Raw genomic sequence first — 14,687 nt, forward strand, 5'->3', positions numbered from 1 at the left:
GGGCACGACGCCACCGTCGCCGGTTCCGGACGAACCCGGGCGCGGCTCCGTCACGTCCGTGAACTCCCGGGATCCGTTCCGTCCGTGAACCCCCGGGATCCGTTCCGTCCCCGTGCACCCCCGGGTTCCGTCCCGTCCCCGTGCACCCCCCAGGATTCGTCTCGCCCGCGAACCTCGGTCCTGCCCGGCGGCCGACGACTACCGCTTGGGTGAGAGCAGTTCGGCCCATCCCTCCAGGGTGGGCCGTTCCGCGAGGTCGGCGAAGTCCGCGGTCACGCCGTGCTCACGGGTCCAGCGTTCCACCAGGGCCATCACCCGCACCGAGTCGAGGCCGTAGTCGACCAGGTTCTCGTCGTCGGGGATGTCCGCCGGATCCTCGCCGAGGATGTCGGCGACGTCGGTGCGCATCAGTTCGAGGGTCAGGGCCATGGCCGTCTACTTTCCCGCGAACAGCGACTCGGTGTCGGTGACCACCGCGCAGTTCGCGGCGGCCCATTGCAGGGCCATCCGGTGATTGTCCGAGGTGAAGCCGGCCACCGCGTCGGCCACCACGAATGCCTGGATGTCCTGCATCCACGCGTCGCACGCGGTGGTCATCACGCCGATGTGCGCGTACACCCCGACGATCACCAGTTGGTCGCGGCCGAGTTCGCGCATCCACTCGCGCAGCTCGGTGCGGACGAAGGCGCTGTATTTCCACTTGGTCAGCACGGTGTCGGCCGGGCCCGGTGCGACGGCCGGGGCGATCGCCGCCGCGTGCGGGTCGTCGGGCAGTCCCGGCCCCCAGAAGTCCTGTTGCAGGCCGCGCTGTTCGGCGGTCTGGCCGCCGGGCTGCGCGGAGTAGACCACCGGCACGCCGAGTCGGCCGCAGTCGTCCTTGAGCCGGGCGACGTTGGCCAGCAACTCGGTGACCGGCGAGGCGTCCGGTACGAACGCGGACAGGAAGTGGTTCTGCAGGTCGTGCACGAGCAGCACGGCACGAGCCGGGTCGACGACCCAGTCGACCCGGTTGGTCGGCAGCTCGGTCGGGTCCGGCATCGGATAGGGGGCGATGTTCGGCAGTGCCATGGCGGCCTTTCAGGAGAGGGTGCAGGAGGATGAATCGCCCGAATCAGCGTGCTTCGTCGCCCGGTCCGGAGGTGTCGCCCGGTCCGGATGCGTCGGCCAGTCCGGCGGCGATCGCCGCGCGCAGGTCCTTCTTGCTGACCTTGCCGACGCCCGTATACGGGAACGTCTCGACGAACTCGACGTGGTCGGGCACCTTGTAGCCGGCCAGACCGCGTTCGCGTACGAAGCGGCGGATGGCCACCGGCCTGAGCGGCTCGGCGCCGGTGCGCAGAATCACGTACGCACACGTGCGTTCGCCCAGGTAGGCATCCGGTACCGCGACCACGGCCGCGTCGTGCACGGACGGGTGGGCGAGGATGTGGTTCTCCACCTCCTCGGCCGCGACCTTCTCGCCGCCGCGGTTGATCTGGTCCTTGGCCCGGCCCTCGACCACCAGGTGGCCCGAGGGGAGCCGGCGGACCACGTCCCCGGTGCGGTAGAAGCCGTCCTTCGTGAACGATCTCGCGTTGTGCTCGGGCGCGTTCCAGTAGCCGCGAATGGTGTACGGGCCGCGGGTGAGCAGGTGTCCGGTCGCGCCCTCGGGCAGTTCCGTGTCGGCGTCGTCGACGATCCGGATCTCGTCGTCCGGCGAGATCGGTCGACCCTGCGAGGTGACGATCAGCTCGTCCGGGTCGTCCAGCCGGGTGTAGTTGACCAGGCCCTCCGCCATCCCGAACACCTGCTGGAGCGTGCAGCCGATCGTGGGGGTGACCCGGCGGGCCGCCTCCTCGCTGAACTTCGCGCCGCCGACCAGCAGGACACACAGGCTGCTCAGGTCGAAGCCGCCGCGCTCGGCCGCCTCGGTCCAGGCCAGCGCCAGGGGCGGGACCACCCCGGTGATGGTCACCCGTTCGCGCTCGATCAGGGCGAACGCCACGTCGGGGGTGGGCCTGGGGCACAGCACCACCCGGGCGCCCGCGTACAGCGCGCCGAGCGTGCCGGGCGAACTGAGCGGGAAGTTGTGTGCGGCGGGCAGTGCGCACAGGTACACGCTGTCCGCGTCCACCGCGCAGATCTCGTTGGAGCCGCGCAACGAGTAGATGTAGTCGTCGTGCGTGCGCGGGATCAGCTTGGGCACGCCGGTGCTGCCGCCGGACAGTTGCAGGAAGGCGAGTTCGTCCGGGCCGGGCGGATCGGTGACTTCCACCGGGTCGAGCTCGACGTCGGTGAGCGCGGTGTGTTCGCCGGGGTCGCCGACCACCAGGATGTGCTTCAGCGCGGGCAGGTCGGCGCGTACCCTGCTTGCGAGCGCGCGGTGGTCGAAGCCCTCGGACACGTCGGGGATCACATAGGCGACGGCCTCGGTGAACGCGCAGAAGTAGGCGATCTCAGTCTCGCGGTGGGCGGGCAGCGCGAAGACCGGCAGCGCGCCGATCCGAAACAGCGCGAAGACGACGGCGAAGAACTCGGCCACGTTGGGCAGTTGCACCACGACCCGATCGCCCTTGCCGATCCCGCGGGCGAGCAGTCCGGCGGCGAGCCGGTCGGCCCGCTCGTCCAGGTCCGTGTAGCTCCAGCGGCGGTCGCCGTCCACGATCGCGATCCGGTCGGGGTGCGCGGCGGCGCGCTCGCGGAGCATGCCGCCGAACGTCTCGCCGCGCCAGTACCCGGCGGCCCGGTAGCGCTCGGCGAACTCGGCGGGCCAGGTGGGCGCAGGCACGAGGATCGGGGCGCTCACGACCGGCCCGTCACGGCGTGCAGGAGGGTACGGAACTTGGCCTCGGTCTCCGCGATTTCGGCGTCCGGCGCGGAGGCCGTCACGATGCCGGCGCCGGCGTACAGCCGCAGCCTGTCCGCGTCCGCCTCGGCGCAGCGGATGGTGACGACCCATTCGCCGTCACCGTCCGCGTCGCCCCAGCCGACCATGCCGGTGTACAGGCCCCGGTCGAACGGCTCCAGGTCGGCGATGGTGCGGCGGGCGCTCGCGGTCGGGGTGCCGCACACGGCCGGGGTGGGGTGCAGTGCGCAGGCCAACTCCAGCGCGGAGGCCGGGTCCTGGGCCGGCAGCGTGCCGGTGACGGTGGTGGACAGGTGCCACATCGCGGCGGTGCAGACCAGGGTCGGTCGTTCGGGCACCTCCAGCGTCTCGCAGAACGGCGCGAGCGCGGCGCGCACCGCGGCCACCACGACGGCGTGTTCGTGCAGGTCCTTGTCGGATTCGAGCAGGCCGGTCGCGCGGCGCACGTCCTCGGCCAGATCGATGCTGCGCTTGGCCGAGCCGGCCAGCGGGTTGGCCAGCAGGTGCCGGCCGGTGCGGGAGACGAGCAGCTCCGGACTGGCGCCGATCAGCGTGCTGCCGGCTCGTACTCCCGGCACCGCGAAGGTGTAGCCCTGTGGGTCGCGACGGGCCAGGCGCTGCAACAGCACCGGTATGTCCGGTGGTTCGGCCGAGCGCAGTTCCAGGGTGCGGGCCAGCACCACCTTGTCCAGCGTGCCGGCGCGCATCCGCCGGACCGCCTCGGTCACACCGGCCCCGTATGCCTCGGGCGCGGGCACGGGTCGGATGTCCCATGCGGTCGCGATCGGTTCGGGAGCGGCCAGCGCGATCAGCGGGTCGGCGGAAAGCGGCGGTCCCCAGCCGGCCGTCTCCGGGACCACCAGTGCGGTGCGCTCGCCCTGATCGAACGGGATGGCGCCGAGCACGATGGGGCCGCGCCCGCCGACCGGGCTCGCCGCCGCCAGCGTCTCCGCCACCCGAGCAGCCAACGGCCGGTCGTCGTGAGCGACTTCGGCCCGCGTGCCGTGCGCGAGCAGGGTGCGGGTCGGTGAGGCGAAGAAGCGCGCGCTGCCGGGTCGATACGCGTCGAGCAACGCGGTCGCCGCGCCCACTGTGGCGAGGCCGGTGGCTTCTGGGGTGGTCACCTGAGGCTCCTTTGATTCTCCGGCGGGGTGCTGCGGAGGCCGTGCGGCGGCTCGATCGAAGAGCCGAGCCGAACCGGTGCGGGTGCGGGTTGGTGTCCGCCGAGCCGGGGCGGGACGGTGTGGGTCGGGCCCGACGGAGGTGCTGAGGGTCCGTCACACGTGCAGCGTCGCGCCGCCGTCGACGTACATGTTGTGCATGGTGATCTGCCGGGCCCGGTCCGAGGCGAGGAAGACGACCGCCTCGGCGATATCCGCGGGATCGGCGATCCGGCCCAGCGGGATCCCGGTGCGGTAACTGGCGAGATCGCCGTCGAGGACCCGTTGCGGCGCGCCCGCGTCGGTCCACAGGGCGCGTTGCATGGGGGTGTCGGTGGAGCCGGGCGAGACCACGTTGCAGCGCACACCGCTGCGCGCGAGTTCCAGGCCCAGACACATCGTGAACATGGTCGCGGCGGCCTTGGATGCCGCATACGCCGCCATCCCGGTGCGTGGGATGCCGGCCGCGTTGGAGCCGACCGTGACGATGCTGCCCGCACCGCGTTCGGCCATCGGGCCGGCCACCGCGCGGCTGGTGTGGAAGACCCCGGTGCTGTTGACCGCGAACGCGTCCGCCCAGGCCCGGTCGGTGAGTTCGGCCACCGGCGAGGTGTGCAGCACGCCCGCGACGTTGACCAGGATGGCGATCGGTCCCAGGTGTCGCTCGATCGCGGCCACGGTGGCGGTGACCGCCGGAGCGTCGGTGACATCCAGCGGGTAGGCGACCACCGCGTCGGTGTCGTCGTCGGCCATCAGCTTCTTGATACCGACCGGATCGCGGTCGGTGGCGGCGACGATCGCGCCGTGGTCGACGAGGGCCCGGACGACGGCGGCACCGATGCCCTGCGCGGCGCCGGTGACCACCGCGACGCGGCCGGCGAGGTCTGATGGGTGCACGGAAATCCCCTCGGCAAACACGACTCCGACGCTGAAGTTTAGGTGAGCCTAACCTAACTGCACGCGGATGGTCGATGGTGGCCGGGGACATACTCGAATCACCTGAACCCGGGCGCGCGGCCGGACTTCGCCTCCGGAACCCCCCTGTGCGGTGCGCCCCGGATGTCGCCCGAGGTGCCTCCGGGCCGCACGCCGACCCCCTCGGACGTTCCTCGAAGAGCCCTGGATTATTAGGTTAGCCTCACCTTATGACTGTGCATCAGCCGATTCTGCGAAACTCGGCGGGTCTTCCGAGCGATCCCGCCGACGCGATGCCGGAGCCGCCCTCGGACGAACGCCCAGACGCCCTGTCGCGGAACCCGCACGGCCGGCGCACGGTGCTCTTCTCCGGGATCGCGCTGTTCGCCGCGGTGCTGGTGCTGGCCGGCGTCTCGCTCTCGGTGGGCGCCGGTGAGGTCGGCGTCGGCGGCGCGTTCGACTACCTCTTCGACCGGGGCGGCGCGCGCTCGGACACCCATTTGACCCTGGTCATCCGCGATCTGCGGCTCCCCCGCACGCTGACCGCGCTGCTCGCCGGTGCCGCGCTGGGCGTGGCCGGCTGCCTGCTCCAGACGGTCACCCGCAACCCGCTCGCCGAGACCGGCCTGCTCGGCGTCAACGCGGGCGCCTCGCTCGGCGTCGTGCTCGGCATCACGCTGGTCGGCGTGGAGACCGGATACGGCTATCTGCTCTGGGCGTTCGTGGGCTCGGCCGTCGCGGGACTGCTCGTGCTACTGATCTCCGGGCAGCGCGGCGGCGGTTCGCCGATGCGGTTGGTCCTGGCGGGCGCGGCGCTGAGCGCGACGTTCGGCGGCATCACCAACGTGCTGATCGTCAACTCGGCCGAGGCGTACGACACGTTCCGCTTCTGGGTGCTCGGCTCGCTGGCCGGCATCCAGGGCTTCGAGTCGCTCGGCAGCCTGGCCCCGGTGTTCGCGGTCGGCTTCGCGATCGCGCTGCTGACCTCCCGCTCTTTGTCCGCCCTGGTACTCGGCGACGACCTCGCCCGCAGCCTCGGCCACCGCCCCGCACTCACCCGGGTCCTGGTCGCCCTGGCAGTGACCCTGCTCACCGCGTCCTCGGTCGCCCTGGTCGGCCCGATCTCCTTCCTCGGCCTGCTCGCCGGCTTCCTCGCCCGCACCCTGGTCGGCCCGCGGATTCCGGCCCAACTGTGCTTCGCGGCGCTGATCGGCGCGGCCGTGCTGACCGCCGCCGATGTCGCGGCGCGGGTGGTCTCCCGGCCGTTCGAGGCGCCGGTATCGGTGATCGTCGCGCTGATCGGCGCACCGATGCTGATCGGCGTGGTCCGCTCCCGACGACTGGGCGCGCTGGGCCTGACCGACCCGGCGAGCGCCGAGCCGGCCACGCGCGCGGGCGATCGTCGCTCCCCGCTTCGCCGGCTGGGCCTCGCCGTGGCCGCCCGAGTGCCGCGCCGGCTGCGCACGATGCCCGAACACCTGGTGCTGCGCCGCGGCACCCTGTCCCTGCTGCTGCCCGGTCGGGCCGTGCTGACCACGACCGTGCTCGCCGTCGCCCTGCTCGGCGCGATCGTGCTGTCGGTGTATTCCGGCCAACGCGAACTGGGCCTGGTCCGCACCTTCAACGCGGTCTTCGGCCACGGCGACCACTTCGACGTGCTGCTCATCCGGGAGTTCCGGCTCGGTCGCATCATCGCCGGGGCGGCGGCGGGTGCGGCACTGGGCGTCGCGGGCTGCCTGACCCAGACCCTGGCCCGAAACCGGCTGGCCACACCGGAATTGCTCGGCGTCAACGACGGCGCGACCGCGGCCGTGCTGATCTCCGTCACCTTCGGTGCGGGCGGCACCTTCGGCGCGTGGTGGGCCGGCCCGATCGGCGCGATGGTCGCCGTCCTGGTGGTCACCGCGGTCGCCGGCGGCCTGGGCCAACGCGGCTACCGGGTCCTGGTGGTGGGCCTCGCGCTGTCCGCGCTCGCGTCGGCGATCACCCAGGTGGTGCTCTCCCGACGCTCGCTCAACTCGGCGAGCGCGCTGTACGTGTGGAGTTCGGGCAGCCTGAACGGGCGCGGCTACGACGTGGCCGGCCCGGTACTGATCGGGTTGGCCGTGCTGGTCCCGCTCGCGTTGGTGCTCGGCCGCAAACTGGACGTGCTGCGCTTCGACGACTCCACGGCCGCCTCGCTGGGCGTGGATCCGGCCCGGATCCGGCTGGTCTGCCTGATCGCGGCGGTGTGCCTGGCCGGGTTGGCGGTCGGGATCTGCGGGCCGGTGGGCTTCATCGCGCTGGCCGCGCCGGTGATCGCCGGCCGGCTTGCCGGGCCGCTGCGGGTGCCGATCCTGGGCTCGATGCTGGTCGGCGCGATCTTGATCGTGCTGGCCGACATGCTCGGCCGCATCATGCTGGACGGGGCGGAGATTCCGGTCGGCGTGGTCGGTACGGTGCTCGGCGGCCCGTTCCTGCTGTGGGTGCTGCTGGGACGATCGAGCGCGACGCGCGCGTAGTCCTCGGCAGACCTGCGGACGCCGCCCACACCCGCAACCCGAGATATTTGGGTGCATTTGGGCGAGTTTGGATGTATTTGGATGTGCATGCGCGTGTCAGCCCCCGCTTCGGCGCCAAGAAATTACTGCGAACGGGTGTACGCCAAAAGAGGCGGGGCACTATGCCCGGGCACCGAACACCACGCACCGGGTACGACCAAGAGGGGGAAGCCGACCATGAACCCGAGCGCCACGACCGCTTCCACTGCCGCCGCGAAGGCAGCTCACGCCGCTCTTCTCGTCGCGCCGTCGGCGGTCGAACCGCCGGTGGTCGAGATGCCGATCGTCGAAGACATGGCGGAAGTCACCGCGAGCGACGCGCGGGCGATGTCCAAGGTGCTCTTCGACCGGCTGAAGGTGTTGGAGGAAGGCACACACGAGTACCAGTACGTGCGCAACACCCTGATCGAACTCAACATCCCCCTCGTCCGGTTCGTGGCCGCCCGCTATCGCTCACGGCACGAGTCCACCGAGGAGATGGTCCAGGTCGGCACGATCGGCCTGATCAAGGCCATCGACCGGTTCGACGCCTCGTTCGGGACCGAGTTCCCCACCTTCGCGATCCCCACCATTTCGGGCGAGATCAAGCGCTTCTTCCGGGACACCAGCTGGGCCGTGCACGTGCCGCGCCGACTTCAGGAGCTGCGCCTGGAACTGGCCCGCGCCCGGGACGCGTTCACGTGCGAGTTCGACCGCGAGCCGACGCCCGGCGAGTTGGCCGAACGGCTCGGCATCAGCGTCGAGGAGGTCACCGAGGGGCTGACGGCCGCCGCCGGCTACTCGGCCGCCTCGCTGGACGCGCCGGCCGGGGACGACGGTCCCGCCGAGAGTTACGCCGTGCGGTCCTCGTTCGTCGATCCCGGCTACGAGATCGCGGAGAATCTGCACGTGCTCAAGCCGCTGCTGGCGGCGCTGCCGCAACGCGACCGGGACATCGTGTCGATGCGGTTCGGCGAGGAGCTGACCCAGGCTCAGATCGGTGAACGGCTCGGGATTTCCCAGATGCACGTGTCCCGCCTGCTCAATCGCATCCTGACCCGGTTGCGCTCGGAACTGTTGGCCGACTGACCGGCCGGCCGGCTGCCGCCGCGGGCCCGGGGACGCCGTCGGGCGTGATCGGGGCCCGCGGCCTCGGTGAGCGGGGGTGCGGCCTGGTCCGGGTGTATACGTTCAGGCTCGGGCGCCGGTCGGGCCCCGGCTGCCGGTCGGGCCAGCGTGACGTCAGGCCCGGGCTGTCGGCAGAGCCGCCGCGTGGCTCAGGAGTCCGGCCATCGCCTCCGGGAAATCGACCGTGATGGCCGGACCCAGCTCCGGGCCCACCTCGTCGGCCGCCGCGCCGGTGATCTCCAGGCGGTGCGTCACCCGCGCACCACCGGCGGGCAGGCGGGTCAGGGTGTGCGCGAAGCGCAGCACCACACCGCCGAATCCGGTCTCGTCCGCGTAGCGCGCATGCTCCTCGATCTCCACGATCCGCGACCGGATCGGCTCCTGACCGCTGGGAGTCATCAAGACGTGCGAACCGACCTCGAACGGGCCCTCCAGTGAGACCGCCTCCATCGAGGTGTCCCACTGCGCCCAGTTGTCGAGGTCCTTGAGGACGGCCCAGATCGCCTCGACGCCGACTTCGGTCTCGACCGTGTGCTCGTGAGTCCACATGATGTGCCTGCTCCCGGTTCGTTCGGTTCACTGTTCGCTGAGCGATTTAACCTACGCAGAGATTATCTGTGCAACGACTATTTTGCAAGAGCCTCCGGGCCGGCCGCGGCGGGTCTGCGGTGCTGGGACTGCGCTGGGGTCCGCTGCGCTGGGAACGTCTGCCGCGCTGGGAACAGGGTCGGATCCAGCTTCGTTGTTCGATCGGCCGCCTGGTCGAGCTTTCGGGCCGGGTGCGCGCTCGGGTCGGGTACGGGCCGAGGTGGTGGTGCTCGGGGACGTGGTGTGCGGGTACGGGGTGCGGACGCACGTCGCATGTCGTGCGTCGCGTGCCGCCCGGCACGCCAGATGTCGACGACACGGGTGTGCACGCGCCCGCGGAAGTGGAGGCCCAGTGGGCTCGTCCGGTGCTCTCACCCGGTCTGTACGTCGCTTCCTGGGCAGACCCGGGACGATGGGCTCGACCGGCCTGCGCCCGCTGGTCCGGCGCGCGGGAGAGCGGGAGCCGGCCCTGCGCGAACTGACCGACGCGGAGCTGGGCGCGGCGGTGGATGCGCTGCGGAGCCGAGCCCGATCGAGGGGCGGAGCCCAAGCCGGGGGCGGGGCCGAAGCCAGCGGCGGGGCCGGGCGGAAGTCGTCCGCGGCGTCCTGGGACGACGACGCCCTGGTGGAGCTGTGCGCGCTGGGCCGCGAGGCCGCGTTCCGCGCCCTGGGCGAACGCGCCTTCGACGTGCAACTCCTGGGCATGTTGGGCCTGTTGCGCGGCACGGTGGTGGAAATGGCCACCGGCGAGGGCAAGACCCTGGTCGGCGCGCTGGCTGCGGCCGGGTTCGCGGTCCAGGGTCGGCGCGTGCACGTGTTGTCGGTCAACGACTACCTGGCCCGCCGGGACGCCGAGTGGATGCGGCCCGTCTACGAACTCCTGGGCGTACACGCCGGCTACGTGACCCAGGAATCCACCCACGCGGAGCGGCGGGCCGCATACGCCCGGGACGTCGTACACGTCGCGGTCGGCGAGGTGGGCTTCGACACGCTGCGGGATCGGTTGCGCACCGCCGCCTCGGAGTTGGTGCTGCCCGAGCCGGACGTGGCGATCGTCGACGAGGCCGATGCGGTGCTGATCGACGAGGCCCGGATCCCGCTCGTCCTGGCGGGTGGGGTGGCCGCGGGCTCGGACGAGGCGGAGGCCGCCCGGGTGGTCGAGGGTCTGGTCGACGGCCTGCACTTCGAGGCCGAGCCGGACGGGATGACCGTGCATCTCACCGACGCGGGCGTGACCGAGGTGGAACGCGCCCTGGGCGTGGACAACCTCTTCGCACTCGGAATGGACGCCCGGCTCTCGCAGATCAACGTCGCGCTGTACGCGAGCGTGCTGCTGCGCCGCGATGTGGACTACCTGATCCGGGACGGCCGGATCCGCCTGGTGGACGCCAACCGCGGCCGGCTCGCACAGCGGCAACGCTGGCCGGACGGGCTGCATGCGGCGGTGGAGGCCAAGGAGGGCCTGGTCGTCGGGCCACGCGGGGAGGTGCTGGACCAGTTGATCGTCCAGGACCTGATCGGCGGATACCCGACCGTTGCCGGGATGACCGGCACCGCCGTGATCGTGGCCGAGCAACTCCGCGAGTTCTACCGCCTGGAGACCGGCGACCTGCCGCCGAACGTGCCGTGCGTGCGGGTCGACGAGCCGGACCGGCTGTACGACGGCGAAGCCTCGCGCGATGCCGCGCTGATCGACCTGGTCGAGCGCACCCACGCCACCGGTCGGCCGATCCTGGTGGGCACCCGTGATGTCGCCAAGTCCGAGCAGATCGGCGCGGCGCTACGCGAGTTGGGCCTGAACTGCGCGGTACTCAATGCCCGGGACGACAGCCGGGAGGCGGCGATCATCGCCGACGCGGGAGTGGTCGGTGCGATCACCGTGTCCACCCAGATGGCCGGGCGCGGTACGGATATCCGCCTCGGCGGCAGGGACGGGGTGGATTGCGAACGGGTCGCCGGGCTGGGCGGGTTGCTCGTCGTCGGCGTCGGCAGGTATCCCACCCGCCGGCTGGACGACCAGCTTCGTGGCCGGGCCGGCCGGCAGGGCGACCCGGGCACTTCGGTGTTCCTGACCAGCCTGGACGACGAATCGATCACCCGGCACGCGTCCGACCCGCTGCCGCGGTCCGCCCGGGTCGAGGACGACGGGCGAATCCGCGACGCGTCGGTACGGCGCCATGTCGAGCAGGCGCAGCGGGTGGCCGAGGGCGCTTTGCTCGACGGACACCGCACCACGTGGCGGTACAACCGGCAACTCCGGCTCCAGCGCGAGGAGGTGCTCGACCTGCGCCGCCGCGTACTGCACGGCGACGAGGCCGCCCGGGTCCTGGCCGAGCTGCGTCCCGAGCGCTGGGCCGAACTCCTGGACGCGGTCGGCGAATCGGTCCTGGCCGAGGCCGCCCGGCAACTCCTCCTCTACGACCTCGACGCGGCCTGGGGCGAGCACCTGGCCCGCACCGCCGACCTTCGCGAAGGCATCCACCTGCGCGCCCTCGGCCGGCAGAACCCGATCGACGCCTTCCACGCCGAGACACAACGCGCCTTCGTCCCGCTGATCGACCGCGCCCGGGAGGCCGCCGCCGAGCACCTGGACACCGCCCACATCACCGAATCCGGCCTGGACACCGAACGATCCGACGTGCAACGCCCCACCTCGACCTGGACCTACATGGTCCGCGACCACCCCTTCACCTCGATGGACGAGCCGTTCCTGACCGCGATCGGCAAACGCCTTCGCGCGGCGGGGCGGGAGGGCTGACGGGGCGGGAGTCGGGCCGCCGAACGGTCAGGTGGCAGGTTGCGTTCTTCGTGCCGGTGGCCGGCCCCGCTGGTGGCCCGGATGGGGAGCCGTGTCGATCCCGGTTCCCCGCGCCCGTAGACCCGTCGCCGCCGTCCTCAGGGACCGGTCAGGATGTGCCCGCCACGGCCGACGCCGGCATCCGCCGCCACAGGCCGGTGCCGCGGCGCGCAACCCGTTCGTAGGCAACGAGCGGGTCGACCAACGCCTTGCGCCCGGCGGCGTCGAGTCCGCGCAGTGCCGCGCCGACCTCGCGCGGGTCCTGGGCCTCGATCGGCTTGCGCAGCTCCGCCCACTCGGTCATCCGGTCCCCGCCGCTCCGACTTCGCGGGCGCGCCATTGCGCGACCTGGCATACGGTGCCGGCGGGTCCCGACATCGGCCGAGCCCCGGCGTGCGCCACCGGCACCGCTACCGGCCGAAGCCACCGGGTGCGGCATTAGAGTCGGGACATGGCAACGACAGACGAGGGGACCGTACGCGTCGACAGCTGGATCTGGTCCGTGCGCCTGACCAAGACCCGCTCGCTGGCCGCCGCGGCGTGCAAGGCCGGGCATGTGCGGGTCAACGGCGACAAGGTGAAGCCGGCCCAGTCGATCAGGATCGGCGACGAGGTACGGCTGCGCCAGGACGGCCACGAGCGGATCGTCGTGGTCAAACGCATCGTTCGCAAGCGGGTCGGGCCGCCGGTGGCCGCCGAGTGTCTGATCGACAACAGCCCCCCGCCGCCTCCTCGCGAAGAGGTGGTCGCGGTGGCCCGGCGTGATCGAGGCGCCGGCCGCCCGACCAAGCGCGAGCGTCGTGTGCTGGAGCAGTTCCGCGAGCGCTGAGCCATGGTGGGCCCGGCCGTCGGCGTCGGGCCGGGCCCACCGGGCCGAGGTCAGGACTCGCCCGGACCACCGGCCTTGGTGGATCCGGTCGGCGGCCCGGCCGGTGTGCTCAGCGGCTCCCGGGTGGCCACCGCACGCGGCAGCGTCTCGCCGCGGAAGAAGGCCGGCTGTAGGAACCGGTAGGCGAGCATCAGTACCGCCCCCAGGAGCAGCGCGCCGATTCCGGTCAGGAACACTCCGCCCAGTTGCCAGTGCGGCGGGAACGGCAGGGTCCAGTAGGTCGTGCCGTAGTCCTTGTCCGCGTACACGATGCACGCGTCGATGAAGAAGTACGTCAGCAGCGCCCCGCCCAGGCCCGGCATGATGCCCTTGGTGATCAGGTCGCGTCGGCTGCGGGTGAGTACGTGCCGGTAGAACCACACGCACGTGAAGCCGGTGATGCCGTAGTAGAACGCGATGGCCAGGCCGATCGAACCGATCGAGTCGGTGAGCACGTTGGTACTGACCCGGGTGATCGCCACGTAGAAGGCCACCGAGGCGATGCCCATCCCGACCGTGGACCACGTCGGCACCAGGTTCCGGTTGTGCACGCGGGCGAACTTCTCCGGGATGGCCCGGTGCGCGGCCATCGACAGCGCGGTGCGCGCGGTCGGCAGGATCGTGGTCTGGGTGGACGCGGCCGACGAGGTGAGCACCATGAACACGAGCAGCTTGGCCATGAACCAGCCGAACCCCGCGGTGCCGAAGACGCTCGACCCGAGACCGGACAGTACATCCCCGGAGTTGTCCGGATTGGCCAGCCCGTTGCCGGTGTCACCGGCGCCCGCGAAGGCCAGTGCCGAGGTGCTGATCAGTACGTAGATCAGCAGCAGGAGCACGGTCGAGATTACCGCGGCCCGACCCGGAGTGCGCTTGGCGTCCGCGGTCTCCTCGTTGATCGAGACGGCGGTGTCCCAGCCCCAGTAGATGAAGATCGCGGCCAGTACGCCCTTGGTCAGCGCGTCGATCGAGTCGATCTCGAACGGGTTGAACCAGGACCAGCCGATGTGCGTCGAGCCGTCCGGGGCGCTACCGAGGTAGACCTTCCACAGCGCGGTCAGGCCGAGGGCGATCAGCACCACGACCTCGATGGTCAGCAGCACCTTCTGGAGGTTGGCCGACAGTTCGATGCCGACGTAGCAGATCCATGTCATCAGGACGATCCACACGACACCGGCGAACGTCGTCCAGAACGTGTCCTCGGCGAGGCCGTGGGCGCCGATCAGTTGGAAGCCGTACTGGCCGGCGATCTGCGCGAGGTTGGCCATCACGATGACGTCCGCGACGATGATGGCCCAGCCGCCCATCCAGCCGGTCATCGGCCCGAACGTGCGCGATCCCCAGGTGAAGGTGGTGCCGCAGTCCGGGGTGTCCTCGTTCAGTTCCTTGTAGCCGTAGGCGATCAGGAACATCGGGATGAAGGCCAGAACCATCACGATCGGCGACTGCAGGCCCACGCCCGCGACGATGATGCCGAGTGTTGCGGCGATGCTGTAGGCCGGTGCGGTGGAGGCGATTCCGATCACGACGCTGGAGGCGAGGCTCAGCGCGCCGGTCTTGAGGCCCTTCTCGCCGGCTGCGCGACGCAGCGGCGGTTCGGACGAGGCGGGTCTTGCGGGGTCGAAGGTTGCCATGGTGAACCGTCCTGTCCTAGACGGGTGGTTTCTACCCGTTCGACCGAAAACGGACCATCGGAAGCAGGCCATCAGATTAGACCCGCCGGTAACCCGACCGGCAGCCCCGGAGCCCGGGGAAGTCATGGGTACCGACGCCATGTCGGACGCCCTGGCCGCGCCCGGCGACGGTCCCGTCGCAGGACGCGGCGGGACGGTTACGTCGTGGCGCGGCGAGGGGCCGGCGCGGGCCC

The 14,687-nt window shown here is 71.3% G+C and carries 12 protein-coding genes; 4 read left to right on the forward strand and 8 right to left on the reverse strand.

The features are described 5' to 3' along the window. Window positions 1-198: 198 nt before the first annotated feature. The 5 genes from ABZS54_RS24050 to ABZS54_RS24070 all read right to left on the reverse strand — a co-directional run bounded on the left by ABZS54_RS24050 (window position 199) and on the right by ABZS54_RS24070 (window position 4,902). A complete protein-coding gene (locus tag ABZS54_RS24050; RefSeq protein WP_355539650.1) occupies window positions 199-429 on the reverse strand; it encodes a phosphopantetheine-binding protein in 231 nt (76 codons plus the stop codon). A gap of 6 nt (window positions 430-435) precedes the next feature. Next, the gene (locus ABZS54_RS24055) at window positions 436-1,068 is read right to left on the reverse strand and encodes an isochorismatase family protein (protein WP_355539653.1); all 633 of its coding nucleotides are present in this window, start codon (window positions 1,066-1,068) and stop codon (window positions 436-438) included. A 43-nt stretch (window positions 1,069-1,111) separates the two neighbouring features. Beyond that, window positions 1,112-2,785 carry a (2,3-dihydroxybenzoyl)adenylate synthase gene (locus ABZS54_RS24060; RefSeq protein WP_355539656.1) on the reverse strand — a complete coding sequence of 558 codons (1,674 nt, stop codon included), beginning with the start codon at window positions 2,783-2,785 and terminating at the stop codon, window positions 1,112-1,114. Beyond that, on the reverse strand, window positions 2,782-3,969 hold the full coding sequence (gene dhbC / locus ABZS54_RS24065) for an isochorismate synthase DhbC (protein WP_355539659.1): 1,188 nt from the start codon (window positions 3,967-3,969) through the stop codon (window positions 2,782-2,784). Before dhbC ends, ABZS54_RS24060 begins: the two co-directional genes overlap by 4 nt. A 153-nt stretch (window positions 3,970-4,122) precedes the next feature. Then, a complete protein-coding gene (locus ABZS54_RS24070; RefSeq protein ID WP_355539662.1) occupies window positions 4,123-4,902 on the reverse strand; it encodes a 2,3-dihydro-2,3-dihydroxybenzoate dehydrogenase in 780 nt (259 codons plus the stop codon). Window positions 4,903-5,150: 248 nt separating this feature from the next. On the opposite strand from ABZS54_RS24070, the gene fhuB reads away from it, so the two are divergent. Together fhuB and ABZS54_RS24080 are read left to right on the forward strand one after the other, a co-directional pair. Further along, window positions 5,151-7,421, forward strand: coding sequence for a Fe(3+)-hydroxamate ABC transporter permease FhuB (gene fhuB, locus ABZS54_RS24075; RefSeq protein WP_355539665.1), 2,271 nt, complete (start codon window positions 5,151-5,153; stop codon window positions 7,419-7,421). Between the two features lie 315 nt (window positions 7,422-7,736). After that, complete coding sequence (locus tag ABZS54_RS24080; protein WP_355539688.1) at window positions 7,737-8,528, forward strand: SigB/SigF/SigG family RNA polymerase sigma factor; 792 nt, start codon at window positions 7,737-7,739, stop codon at window positions 8,526-8,528. Between the two features lie 153 nt (window positions 8,529-8,681). Here ABZS54_RS24080 and ABZS54_RS24085 read toward each other — a convergent pair whose 3' ends face one another. Next, on the reverse strand, window positions 8,682-9,116 hold the full coding sequence (locus ABZS54_RS24085) for an SRPBCC family protein (protein WP_355539668.1): 435 nt from the start codon (window positions 9,114-9,116) through the stop codon (window positions 8,682-8,684). Window positions 9,117-9,567: 451 nt separating this feature from the next. Between ABZS54_RS24085 and secA2 the strand changes: the two genes are divergently transcribed. Then, the gene (gene secA2 / locus ABZS54_RS24090) at window positions 9,568-11,913 is read left to right on the forward strand and encodes an accessory Sec system translocase SecA2 (protein ID WP_355539671.1); all 2,346 of its coding nucleotides are present in this window, start codon (window positions 9,568-9,570) and stop codon (window positions 11,911-11,913) included. A 148-nt stretch (window positions 11,914-12,061) separates the two neighbouring features. Here the strand turns inward: secA2 and ABZS54_RS24095 are convergent, their stop codons facing one another. After that, window positions 12,062-12,256, reverse strand: coding sequence for a hypothetical protein (locus ABZS54_RS24095; protein ID WP_355539674.1), 195 nt, complete (start codon window positions 12,254-12,256; stop codon window positions 12,062-12,064). 147 nt (window positions 12,257-12,403) lie between these two features. Here ABZS54_RS24095 and ABZS54_RS24100 point away from each other — a divergent pair, with 147 nt between their 5' ends. Next, window positions 12,404-12,781, forward strand: a complete 378-nt coding sequence (locus ABZS54_RS24100; protein WP_355539677.1) for an RNA-binding S4 domain-containing protein — start codon at window positions 12,404-12,406, stop codon at window positions 12,779-12,781. 50 nt (window positions 12,782-12,831) lie between these two features. On the opposite strand, the gene ABZS54_RS24105 is transcribed toward ABZS54_RS24100, so the two are convergent. Beyond that, a complete protein-coding gene (locus tag ABZS54_RS24105) occupies window positions 12,832-14,454 on the reverse strand; it encodes an APC family permease (RefSeq protein ID WP_355539680.1) in 1,623 nt (540 codons plus the stop codon). Between the last annotated feature and the right edge of the window lie 233 nt (window positions 14,455-14,687).

This window comes from Embleya sp. NPDC005575 (assembly GCF_040605455.1).
Lineage (GTDB): Bacteria > Actinomycetota > Actinomycetes > Streptomycetales > Streptomycetaceae > Embleya.